The sequence below is a fragment of the Pseudomonas sp. NFXW11 genome (genome assembly GCF_049887815.1).
In the GTDB taxonomy this organism is placed as follows: domain Bacteria; phylum Pseudomonadota; class Gammaproteobacteria; order Pseudomonadales; family Pseudomonadaceae; genus Aquipseudomonas.
Window position 1 is genome coordinate 54,869 of sequence record NZ_JAGEKI010000026.1, and the last position, 11,312, is coordinate 66,180.

Sequence of the window (11,312 nt, forward strand, 5' to 3'; positions counted from 1 at the left end):
TGGCGGAGCAGAGAGCGGGCAATCCTGCCCCGCTCTCGATTCGCGTCACGTGTTATTCGGTTTCCAGATCGATATCGATGCCGAGGGAACGAATTTCCTTGATCAACACGTTGAAGGACTCGGGCATGCCCGGCTCCATACGGTGATCGCCGTCCACGATGTTTTTGTACATCTTGGTACGACCGTTCACATCGTCCGACTTCACTGTGAGCATTTCTTGCAGAGTGTATGCAGCACCGTATGCTTCCAGTGCCCAGACCTCCATCTCCCCGAAACGCTGACCACCGAACTGCGCCTTACCACCCAGCGGCTGCTGGGTAACCAGGCTGTAGGAACCAGTAGAACGAGCGTGCATCTTGTCGTCTACCAAGTGGTTCAGTTTCAGCATGTACATGTAGCCAACGGTAACTGGACGCTCGAACTTGTTGCCGGTACGGCCGTCGGTCAGCTGCATCTGGCCGCTTTCTGGCAGGTCCGCCAGTTTCAGCATGGCCTTGATCTCGCTTTCCTTGGCGCCGTCGAACACCGGAGTGGCCATCGGCACACCGCCGCGCAGGTTATGCGCCAGGTCCAGGATCTCCTGATCGGAGAAGCTGTCCAGGTCTTCGTTACGACCGCCGATCTGGTTGTAGATCTCGTCCAGGAAGGTACGCAGTTCTGCAACCTTGCGCTGCTCTTCGACCATGCGGTTGATCTTCTCGCCCAGACCTTTGGCTGCAAGGCCCAGGTGAGTTTCGAGGATCTGACCAACGTTCATACGCGAAGGTACGCCCAGCGGGTTGAGGACCACGTCCACCGGGGTGCCATTGGCATCGTGCGGCATGTCTTCAACCGGCATGATCACGGAGACCACACCCTTGTTACCGTGACGACCGGCCATCTTGTCGCCCGGCTGGATGCGACGACGGATTGCCAGGTAGACCTTGACGATCTTCAGCACGCCTGGAGCCAGGTCATCGCCTTGCTGCAGCTTGCGCTTCTTGTCTTCGAACTTGTCGTCCAGCAGACGGCGACGATCGACGATGTAGGCCTGGGCCTTCTCGAGCTGCTCGTTCAGAGCATCTTCAGCCATGCGCAGTTTGAACCACTGGCCATGCTCAAGACCGTCGAGCACTTCGTCGGTGATTTCCTGGCCTTTCTTCAGACCAGCACCACCCTCGGCCTTGTTGCCGACCAGGGCGGAACGCAGACGCTCGAAGGTTGCGCCTTCAACGATGCGGAACTCTTCGTTCAGATCCTTGCGGATCTCGTCCAGCTGGCTCTTCTCGATCGACAGTGCACGAGCATCACGCTCTACGCCGTCACGAGTGAAGACCTGTACGTCGATGACAGTACCCTTGGTACCGGTAGGTACACGCAGGGAAGTGTCTTTAACGTCGCTGGCCTTCTCACCGAAGATTGCGCGCAGCAGTTTTTCTTCCGGAGTCAGCTGGGTCTCGCCTTTCGGAGTGACCTTGCCCACCAGGATGTCGCCGGCGCCGACTTCAGCACCTACATAAACGATACCGGCCTCGTCCAGCTTGTTCAGTGCGGCTTCACCCACGTTCGGGATGTCCGCAGTGATTTCCTCTGGGCCAAGCTTGGTGTCACGAGCCACACAGGTCAGTTCCTGGATGTGGATCGTGGTGAAGCGGTCTTCCTGAACCACACGCTCGGACAGGCAGATGGAGTCTTCGAAGTTGAAGCCGTTCCACGCCATGAACGCGATGCGCATGTTCTGACCCAACGCCAGCTCACCCATGTCGGTGGACGGGCCGTCGGCCATGATGTCGCTGCGCTGTACCCGATCACCCTTGCTCACCAGCGGACGCTGGTTGATGCAGGTGTTCTGGTTGGAGCGGGTGTACTTGGTCAGGTTGTAGATGTCGACACCAGCTTCACCGGTTTCAACTTCGTCATCAGCAACACGAACCACGATACGGCTGGCATCGACCGAGTCGATCACGCCGCCACGGCGAGCCACGACGCAAACACCGGAGTCACGGGCAACGTTGCGCTCCATGCCGGTACCTACCAGCGGCTTGTCGGCACGCAGGGTTGGTACAGCCTGACGCTGCATGTTGGAACCCATCAATGCACGGTTGGCGTCGTCGTGCTCGAGGAACGGAATCAGCGACGCTGCAACCGAAACTACCTGCTTCGGCGAAACGTCCATCAGGGTGACGTCTTCCGGCGCCTTGACGGTGAATTCGTTCAAGTGACGAACAGCTACCAGCTCATCGACCAGCTGACCTTTGTCGTTCATGGTCGCCGAAGCCTGGGCGATCACGTGATCGGCCTCTTCAATGGCGGACAGGAACACGATCTCGTCGGTTACCAGAGCGTCTTTCACCACACGGTACGGGCTCTCGAGGAAACCATACTGGTTGGTGCGAGCATAGGCCGCCAAGGAGTTGATCAGACCGATGTTCGGACCTTCCGGCGTTTCGATCGGGCATACACGACCATAGTGAGTCGGGTGTACGTCACGAACTTCAAAGCCTGCGCGCTCACGAGTCAGACCACCTGGGCCGAGTGCAGAGACACGACGCTTGTGGGTGATCTCGGACAGCGGGTTGTTCTGGTCCATGAACTGGGACAGCTGGCTGGAACCGAAGAACTCTTTCACTGCCGCAGCCACTGGCTTGGCATTGATCAGGTCTTGCGGCATCAGGCCTTCGCTTTCAGCCATCGACAGACGCTCTTTGACCGCGCGCTCTACACGCACCAGGCCAACGCGGAACTGGTTCTCGGCCATTTCGCCTACGCAGCGAACACGACGGTTACCCAGGTGGTCGATGTCGTCGACGATGCCTTTACCGTTCCGGATGTCGACCAGAGTCTTCAGCACAGCAACGATGTCTTCTTTGCACAGAACGCCCGAACCTTCGATCTCGGTACGACCGATACGACGGTTGAACTTCATCCGGCCAACGGCGGAGAGGTCATAGCGCTCAGGGCTGAAGAACAGGTTGTTGAACAGCGTCTCGGCAGCATCCTTGGTTGGCGGCTCGCCAGGACGCATCATGCGATAGATCTCGACCAGCGCTTCCAATTGGTTGCTGGTGGAGTCGATCTTCAGCGTGTCGGAAACGAACGGACCGCAGTCGATGTCGTTGGTGTACAGAGTTTCGATACGAACAACCTGGGCCTTGGCGATTTTTGCCAGGATCTCGGTGTTCAGCTCGGTGTTGCACTCTGCCAGGATCTCGCCGGTAGCCGGGTGCACGATAGCCTTGGCGGTGGTACGGCCGAGGACGTAGTCCAGAGGCACATCCAGCTCTTTGATACCGGCTTTTTCCAGCTGGTTGATGTGACGAGCGGTGATACGACGACCCTGCTCGACAATAACCTTGCCCTTGTCATCCTGGATGTCCAGAACGGCAATTTCACCACGCAGGCGCTGTGGCACCAGCTCCAGGCTCAGGCTCTCGCCTTTCACATGGAATACGTTGGTGGTGTAGAAAGCGTCCAGCACTTCTTCTGTGGTGTAGCCCAGCGCGCGCAGCAGAACCGACGCAGGCAGCTTGCGGCGACGGTCGATACGAACGAACACGCAGTCTTTCGGGTCGAACTCGAAGTCCAACCACGAACCGCGGTAAGGGATGATGCGCGCGGAGTAAAGCAGCTTACCGGAGCTGTGCGTCTTGCCACGGTCGTGGTCGAAGAATACGCCAGGGGAACGGTGCAGCTGGGAAACAATTACACGCTCGGTACCGTTGATAACGAAGGTACCGTTCTCAGTCATCAGGGGGATTTCACCCATGTAGACTTCTTGCTCTTTGATGTCCTTGATCGCTTTGTTCGACGACTCTTTGTCGAAAATGATCAGACGTACTTTTACCCGCAAAGGTACGGCGTAAGTCACGCCACGCAACACGCATTCTTTAACATCAAACGCCGGTTCGCCCAGGCGATAACCGACATACTCCAACGCAGCATTGCCGGAGTAGCTGATGATCGGGAAAACGGATTTGAAGGCCGCATGCAGGCCCACGTCGCGGAACTGATCTTTAGTCGCCCCCGCTTGCAAGAATTCACGATACGAATCCAGCTGGATGGCCAGGAGGTACGGCACATCCATGACGTCCGGCAACTTGCTAAAGTCCTTGCGGATACGTTTTTTCTCAGTGTATGAGTAAGCCATCAGCGTTCCCCAGCTTGGTCACCTGCTTATTCGGCTTCTCCCGACGGGAGCAGCCAGAAATCGTGCAAACCCTTTGGTTTGCGCCACCGCACAGGGTGGGTTACAGCACGTTACTGGCGCCGACCGAGTCGGCCGCCAATAACGGAAAAAGGCCGGTGGCAAAAGCCACCAGCCATCAGCCGTTCGCTTAACGCTTGGGCTGGAGACACAAAGTCGATGCTTACTTGAGCTCGACTTTAGCGCCTGCTTCTTCCAGAGCTGCTTTGGCTTTGTCAGCTGCTTCTTTAGCAACAGCTTCCAGAACCATGGCAGGAGCGCCGTCAACTACAGCCTTGGCTTCTTTCAGGCCCAGACCGGTCAGTTCACGTACAGCCTTGATCACGTTAACTTTCTTCTCGCCAGCTTCGGTCAGCATGACGTTGAATTCAGTTTGCTCTTCAACAACAGCGGCAGCAGCAGCTGGGCCAGCAGCGGCAACAGCAGCGGTAACGCCGAAGGTTTCTTCCATTGCTTTGATCAGCTCAACAACTTCCAGAACGGTTTTCTGGCCGATTGCTTCGATGATTTGCTCGTTAGTCAGAGACATGACTATAAATTCCTGTATTGGGGTGACAGCCTACGCAGCCATCAAATTAAACATATGATTTTGAAAGGGCTTGCGGTGCCTTAGGCAGCAGCAGCTTCTTTCTGGTCGCGAATAGCCGCCAGAGTACGAGCCAGCTTGCTGGTAGCGCCTTGAATCACGCTCATCAGCTTCGCAATGGCTTCGTCGCGAGTTGGCAGCGAAGCCAACACGTCGATCTCGTTTGCTGCGAGGTACTTGCCCTCGAACGCAGCTGCCTTGATCTCGAACTTGTCCTGACCCTTTGCGAACTCTTTGAAAATACGAGCAGCAGCGCCCGGATGTTCCTTGGAGAATGCAATCAGGGTAGGGCCGACGAACGCGTCGTTGAGCACGTCATATTGAGTGCCTTCAACAGCGCGCTTGAGCAGGGTGTTACGTACAACACGTACGTAAACGCCAGCTTCGCGGGCCTCTTTACGGAGTCCGGTCATAGCGCCTACAGTCACGCCGCGGGCATCAGCCACAACAGCAGACAGAGCGCCTTTGGCAGCCTCGTTGACTTCAGCGACGATGGCCTTCTTGTCTTCGAGTTTAATTGCCACGGGTTTAACTCCTGCTTGTTACCGTTTCATCCGCCCTAAGGCTGGATGTCGTTTTGGTGTCTGATTCGGTAAGGAACCGGGAGCACCATCTGCGTAGGCTTGAGGTTTAAGACTTGCGTCGCCTACGGTCTTGGATAGCCCCCGCCAGGCAGGGACCCCAATCTTTCAACTGCCGCAATAACTTGCGTCAGCTTGTGTTTTATACGTCCAGCGAGCTCTGGTCGATAACCAGACCTGGGCCCATGGTGGTGCTCAGGGTAACGCGCTTGACGTAGATGCCTTTCGAAGAAGCTGGCTTGATACGCTTCAGGTCAGCGATCAGGGCTTCAACGTTTTCCTTCAGCTTGACGGCGTCAAAGCCAACCTTGCCAACGGAAGTGTGGATGATGCCGTTCTTGTCGGTGCGGTAGCGAACCTGACCAGCCTTGGCGTTCTTAACTGCCGAAGCGACGTCTGGAGTCACGGTACCAACTTTAGGGTTAGGCATCAGACCACGAGGACCCAGAACCTGACCCAGCTGACCTACAACGCGCATTGCATCCGGGGAAGCAATAACTACGTCATAGTTCAGGTCGCCGCCTTTCATTTCGGCAGCCAGGTCATCCATACCTACGCGGTCTGCACCGGCAGCCAGGGCAGCTTCAGCAGCTGGACCTTGGGTAAACACAGCAACACGTACAGTCTTGCCAGTGCCGTGTGGCAGCACGGTAGCGCTACGAACGACCTGGTCGGATTTACGTGGGTCTACGCCCAGGTTCACAGCAACGTCTACGGACTCGCTGAACTTAACGGTCGACAGCTCGGTCAGGAGAGCGGCAGCGTCTACGAAGTTGTAGGCCTTGCCTGCTTCAATCTTGCCGGCGATAGCCTTTTGGCGCTTGGTCAGCTTAGCCATTACACACCCTCCACGTTAAGGCCCATGCTACGAGCAGAACCGGCGATAGTACGCACGGCTGCATCCATATCAGCTGCAGTCAGATCCGCGTTTTTGGTTTTCGCGATTTCTTCCAGCTGTGCACGGGTAACAGTGCCAACCTTAACGGTGTTAGGACGAGCAGAACCGCTAGTCAAACCAGCAGCTTTCTTCAGCAGAACCGAAGCGGGGGTGCTCTTGGTTTCAAAAGTGAAGCTACGGTCACTGTAAACAGTGATGATCACAGGAGTCGGCAGACCTGGCTCAAGACCCTGAGTACGGGCATTGAAAGCCTTGCAGAATTCCATGATGTTCACACCGTGTTGACCCAGTGCTGGACCAACGGGCGGGCTTGGGTTGGCCTGAGCGGCCTTAACTTGCAGCTTGATGTAAGCAGTAATCTTCTTAGCCATGAGGCACTCCAATTACGGGTTCAGACGCCTCGAAAGGCTCCCCGGTTACTTGCGCGTTTATCCCAGTGACGAAAAAACCCCACAGCCTAGGGCTGCGGGGTATGGGATTCTCGTTCAGTTATGCCTTTTCGACCTGACTGAACTCTAGCTCTACCGGAGTAGAGCGACCGAAAATAAGCACAGCCACTTGGATCCGGCTCTTTTCGTAGTTAACTTCTTCGACCGTGCCGTTAAAGTCTGCGAATGGACCGTCAGTTACACGAACCACTTCACCAGGCTCAAACAGAGTCTTAGGCTTGGGTTTGTCGCTGCCATCGGCAACACGACGCAGAATAGCTTCTGCTTCTTTATCAGTGATAGGCGCCGGCTTGTCGGCAGTACCACCAATGAAACCCATCACACGAGGAGTATCCTTGACCAAGTGCCAAGTACCCTCGTTCATTTCCATCTGAACCAGCACGTAGCCCGGAAAGAACTTACGCTCGCTTTTGCGCTTCTGGCCATTACGCATTTCAACCACTTCTTCAGTGGGAACCAGAATCTCGCCGAAGCCATCTTCCATGCCAGCCAGCTTTACGCGCTCGATCAACGAACGCATTACATGCTTCTCATAACCCGAGTAAGCATGCACAACGTACCAACGCTTAGCCACGGGACACCCTTAGCCAACAATCAAGGAAACAAGCCAGCCGAGCAGGGAATCCAAACCCCACAACAGCAACGCCATGACCAGAACAACAGCTACCACAATCAAAGTGGTCTGAGTGGTCTCTTGGCGAGTTGGCCATACGACTTTACGAATCTCAGTGCGCGCTTCCTTAGCCAACGCGAAAAACGATTTACCCTTTGCAGTTTGCAAACCCACGAAGGCAGCAACAGCAGCAATAACGAGCAAAGCGAGCACGCGATACAGGATTGGCGAAGCAGAATAATACTGATTACCAACAACACCAACGATGACCAGAGCGACTACTACGAGCCACTTGACCAGATCGAAGCGAGAGCCTTGAGCTTCAGCTTTAGGAGTCATCTATGAAGATCCTGTGAAAAGAAAGCCAGACACATTGAGTGAATCTGGCAGGTCAGGAGGGAATCGAACCCCCAACCTACGGTTTTGGAGACCGTCGCTCTGCCAATTGAGCTACTGACCTAAAAACAAAATCAGGCCGACCATTATGTCGGCCTGATGGAGATATATCAAGAACTTATTCGATGACTTTGGCTACGACGCCAGCGCCGACGGTACGGCCGCCTTCACGGATAGCGAAACGCAGACCATCTTCCATCGCGATGGTTTTGATCAGAGTAACAACCATTTGGATGTTGTCACCTGGCATTACCATTTCAACGCCTTCTGGCAGCTCGCAGTTACCAGTCACGTCAGTAGTACGGAAGTAGAACTGTGGACGGTAGCCTTTGAAGAACGGAGTATGACGACCGCCTTCTTCTTTGCTCAGAACGTACACTTCAGCGGTGAACTTGGTGTGCGGCTTAACGGTACCTGGCTTAACCAGTACCTGGCCACGCTCAACGTCGTCACGCTTGGTGCCACGCAGCAGAACGCCGCAGTTCTCGCCAGCACGACCTTCGTCGAGCAGCTTGCGGAACATTTCAACGCCGGTGCAGGTGGTTTTCTGAGTGTCGCGCAGACCAACGATCTCAACTTCTTCCTGAATGCGAACGATACCACGCTCAACACGACCAGTTACCACGGTGCCACGACCGGAGATCGAGAACACGTCTTCGATTGGCATCAGGAACGGCTTGTCGATTGCACGCTCTGGCTCTGGGATGTAGGTATCCAGAGTTTCTACCAGACGCTTAACAGCGGTGGTACCCATTTCGTTGTCGTCTTGGCCGTTCAGAGCCATCAGAGCCGAACCGATGATGATCGGAGTGTCGTCACCTGGGAAGTCGTAAGTGCTCAGCAGGTCGCGCACTTCCATCTCAACCAGCTCCAGCAGCTCAGCGTCGTCAACCATGTCAGCCTTGTTCAGGAAGACAACGATGTACGGAACGCCAACCTGACGAGACAGCAGGATGTGCTCACGGGTTTGTGGCATCGGACCATCAGCGGCCGAGCAAACCAGGATCGCGCCGTCCATCTGGGCAGCACCGGTGATCATGTTTTTTACGTAGTCGGCGTGACCTGGGCAGTCAACGTGTGCGTAGTGACGCACAGACGAATCGTATTCAACGTGAGCGGTGTTGATGGTGATACCGCGAGCTTTCTCTTCTGGGGCGCTGTCGATCTTGTCGAAGTCAACCTTGGCCGAACCGAAAACCTCGGAACAAACGCGAGTCAGAGCAGCAGTCAGAGTGGTTTTACCGTGGTCAACGTGACCGATAGTACCCACGTTAACGTGCGGCTTATTACGTTCGAACTTTTCCTTAGCCATCGAAATCACCCTCAGGAGAAGAATTTAGCAACCTACACAAGCCATTAAAACAAAGGCAGATATTTTCATATCTGCCTTGTTATATGGAGCTCTTGAGCGGATTTGAACCGCTGACCTCACCCTTACCAAGGGTGTGCTCTACCAACTGAGCTACAAGAGCGTAACACTTTGCAAAACCTGCAAACTTGGAGCGGGTAGCGGGAATCGAACCCGCATCATCAGCTTGGAAGGCTGAGGTTCTACCACTAAACTATACCCGCGGAGCCTGCAGCTCTCGCTAAATCTGGTGGAGGGGGAAGGATTCGAACCTTCGAAGTCGTAGACGTCAGATTTACAGTCTGATCCCTTTGGCCGCTCGGGAACCCCTCCTAAGCGAGGCGACATTCTATATCATGCCACCCTTCTGTCAAGCATTTTCTCAATAAAATCTTGAAGTTAGCTGCGTTGACCTCGCCTCGCACTTCCAACCTCATGAGGTCTTCGCTGCGGAGCGGGCGCCATTCTATGCAACCTATTCGCTAGTTGCAACCCCCTCACATGGCATTATTTTATGTTTTAACTCATTGAATTCCTTAGCAAGGCTCTGCAGCTGAGGATCGTCCAGCAAATGCTTGGTCTCAGGCGATACTCGCAACCAAAAGCCATTGAGGCCCGGAGCATTCACAGACAGTAATTTGACCTCCAACCCCAGCCCAACCAATCGCTGCTCAAGCGTCTGAGCCAACTCACGCCGCGAAAAGCCTCCCAGGTAGAGACAGCCTGCATCCACCTCTCCAGCCTTGCCTTTGTCGCGCCGCACTAAAGATTCGGCAGACTCGCTCAACAAACGGATATCTTGCTGGGCACCACGATAGAGAGATAAAGGCATCACCTCTTTAGCTCGAAGAGGGGCCTCCTGCTGATGCCAGACGTAGTAAAAACCATTGAGGACCAATAACAGCAGAAACAACCAGCGCATAGAAACCCCAGGGCGAAGAACAGACCATATATAGCAGCCCGATAAAGACTAGATCAGGCAAACCCGATCTTACGACAGCAACACAGAACGCACGCTAACGCGCAAACCAAAGAGAAATCGCGCCACTTGATGCCCCACAGCATCGCTCAAGGCTCCTTGCGCAACCTTAAGCTGAGCTCACCACCGCTATACACCTTCTCCTCTCCTCCGACTCTCAGGCGCAGGGCCCCTTGGCGATCTATACCCAAGACCACGCCATCAATCTTATTTGCGCCTGCAATTAGGGATACCGCTCGTCCTTGCCAGAGGTGACCCTGCTCCCACTCCTCCTGGATAGCAGGAAACCCTCCAGATCGATGGCGCTCGAGATAGAGAGCAAGGATTTCATTGAGCCGCCCGATCATCTGATTACGATCCAGCACCTTCCCAGACTCAAGCCTTACTGACGTCCACTCCTGATCGACTTCCTCAGCACTTTGCATGTTCACATTGATCCCAATCCCTACGACCACATGACATACATCCGCGGGATCTCCAACCAGCTCCAGAAGTATCCCTGCGATTTTTTTCTGGCCTACCAAAACATCATTGGGCCACTTCAGCCCCGCACCAGGAACTCCGCACTCTCGCAAAGCATTCATGACCGCCAGCCCAACCACCAGGCTAAGGCCTTCCAACTGCCGCATACCCCCTTCCACACGCAAAACCAGGCTGTAGTAGACGTTTTCAGCAAAAGGGCTAACCCACTTGCGACCGCGTCGTCCTCGTCCATCAGTCTGGCGCTCTGCCAGAACCAGGAAGGGCGCCGCGCATCCTCGCCCTATAGAGCGGAGAGCTTCTGCGCTCGTCGAGTCGATAGAGTCAAAAACATGCACGGGCCAAGCAAGGGAGGACGAGTGCTTGGATACTTCCTTCGCGCCCAGCAGGATAATGGGTGAGGGCAACTGGTAGCCGCGACCTCGAACCTTGTGAACAGCAAGCCCTAGTTCGCTCTCAAGAAGCTGTAATTGCTTCCATATGGCGCTACGACTGACGCCCAGCGCGTCACCAAGGGCTTGCCCCGAGTGAAATCGACCATCCTTAAGAAGCTCTAACAACGTCAACATGCAAGTTCCGCCTCACAATGAGGCAGGCATGATAGCCAGGCCCAATGCCATTGCATAGAAATCACCAGAAACAGAGAATCAGGTCAGCATGTAGTGACTTCAATTTTCCATCGCGCAAAGACAAAACCCCAACTGCTTTCGCAATTGGGGTTTCGGAATTTAATCTTGACGATGACCTACTCTCACATGGGGAAACCCCACACTACCATCGGCGATGCATCGTTTCACTA

The 11,312-nt window shown here is 54.9% G+C and carries 10 protein-coding genes and 4 tRNA genes; all 14 read right to left on the bottom strand.

The features are described from left to right. Positions 1–52: 52 nt before the first annotated feature. Positions 53–4,126: a DNA-directed RNA polymerase subunit beta gene (rpoB, locus tag J4P02_RS28615; RefSeq protein ID WP_426196728.1), complete on the bottom strand. Its 4,074-nt coding sequence runs from the start codon at positions 4,124–4,126 to the stop codon at positions 53–55. A gap of 220 nt (positions 4,127–4,346) precedes the next feature. Continuing rightward, on the bottom strand, positions 4,347–4,712 hold the full coding sequence (gene rplL, locus J4P02_RS28620; protein WP_011063780.1) for a 50S ribosomal protein L7/L12: 366 nt from the start codon (positions 4,710–4,712) through the stop codon (positions 4,347–4,349). Positions 4,713–4,792: 80 nt separating this feature from the next. Beyond that, entirely contained in the window at positions 4,793–5,293 is a 501-nt protein-coding gene (gene rplJ, locus J4P02_RS28625) for a 50S ribosomal protein L10 (RefSeq protein WP_075122040.1), read from the bottom strand. 199 nt (positions 5,294–5,492) lie between these two features. Next, positions 5,493–6,188: a 50S ribosomal protein L1 gene (gene rplA, locus J4P02_RS28630; protein ID WP_426196731.1), complete on the bottom strand. Its 696-nt coding sequence runs from the start codon at positions 6,186–6,188 to the stop codon at positions 5,493–5,495. Beyond that, complete coding sequence (gene rplK / locus J4P02_RS28635) at positions 6,188–6,619, bottom strand: 50S ribosomal protein L11 (protein ID WP_003176435.1); 432 nt, start codon at positions 6,617–6,619, stop codon at positions 6,188–6,190. Before rplK ends, rplA begins: the two co-directional genes overlap by 1 nt. A gap of 118 nt (positions 6,620–6,737) precedes the next feature. Beyond that, complete coding sequence (gene nusG / locus J4P02_RS28640; RefSeq protein ID WP_025262062.1) at positions 6,738–7,271, bottom strand: transcription termination/antitermination protein NusG; 534 nt, start codon at positions 7,269–7,271, stop codon at positions 6,738–6,740. A gap of 9 nt (positions 7,272–7,280) precedes the next feature. Then, complete coding sequence (gene secE / locus J4P02_RS28645) at positions 7,281–7,649, bottom strand: preprotein translocase subunit SecE (RefSeq protein WP_426196735.1); 369 nt, start codon at positions 7,647–7,649, stop codon at positions 7,281–7,283. A 45-nt stretch (positions 7,650–7,694) separates the two neighbouring features. Continuing rightward, positions 7,695–7,770: transfer RNA gene (locus J4P02_RS28650), tRNA-Trp, on the bottom strand. Positions 7,771–7,824: 54 nt separating this feature from the next. Then, entirely contained in the window at positions 7,825–9,018 is a 1,194-nt protein-coding gene (gene tuf / locus J4P02_RS28655) for an elongation factor Tu (protein WP_075122036.1), read from the bottom strand. An 84-nt stretch (positions 9,019–9,102) separates the two neighbouring features. Continuing rightward, a tRNA-Thr gene (locus tag J4P02_RS28660) sits at positions 9,103–9,178 on the bottom strand. Between the two features lie 26 nt (positions 9,179–9,204). Then, positions 9,205–9,278 (bottom strand) — tRNA-Gly (locus J4P02_RS28665). A 24-nt stretch (positions 9,279–9,302) separates the two neighbouring features. Beyond that, positions 9,303–9,387, bottom strand: a tRNA-Tyr gene (locus J4P02_RS28670). Positions 9,388–9,529: 142 nt separating this feature from the next. Next, the gene (locus tag J4P02_RS28675; RefSeq protein WP_426196737.1) at positions 9,530–9,976 is read right to left on the bottom strand and encodes a hypothetical protein; all 447 of its coding nucleotides are present in this window, start codon (positions 9,974–9,976) and stop codon (positions 9,530–9,532) included. A gap of 146 nt (positions 9,977–10,122) precedes the next feature. Continuing rightward, complete coding sequence (birA, locus tag J4P02_RS28680) at positions 10,123–11,082, bottom strand: bifunctional biotin--[acetyl-CoA-carboxylase] ligase/biotin operon repressor BirA (RefSeq protein WP_426196739.1); 960 nt, start codon at positions 11,080–11,082, stop codon at positions 10,123–10,125. Positions 11,083–11,312: the final 230 nt, after the last annotated feature.

Bases quoted from the DNA above. Each gene is read 5' to 3' on its own strand.
- rpoB (WP_426196728.1), bottom strand. From the start codon at position 4,126: ATGGCTTACTCATACACTGAGAAAAAACGTATCCGCAAGGACTTTAGC.
- rplL (WP_011063780.1), bottom strand. From the start codon at position 4,712: ATGTCTCTGACTAACGAGCAAATCATCGAAGCAATCGGCCAGAAAACC.
- rplA (WP_426196731.1), bottom strand. From the start codon at position 6,188: ATGGCTAAGCTGACCAAGCGCCAAAAGGCTATCGCCGGCAAGATTGAA.
- rplK (WP_003176435.1), bottom strand. From the start codon at position 6,619: ATGGCTAAGAAGATTACTGCTTACATCAAGCTGCAAGTTAAGGCCGCT.
- secE (WP_426196735.1), bottom strand. From the start codon at position 7,649: ATGACTCCTAAAGCTGAAGCTCAAGGCTCTCGCTTCGATCTGGTCAAG.
- tuf (WP_075122036.1), bottom strand. From the start codon at position 9,018: ATGGCTAAGGAAAAGTTCGAACGTAATAAGCCGCACGTTAACGTGGGT.
- J4P02_RS28675 (WP_426196737.1), bottom strand. From the start codon at position 9,976: ATGCGCTGGTTGTTTCTGCTGTTATTGGTCCTCAATGGTTTTTACTAC.
- birA (WP_426196739.1), bottom strand. From the start codon at position 11,082: ATGTTGACGTTGTTAGAGCTTCTTAAGGATGGTCGATTTCACTCGGGG.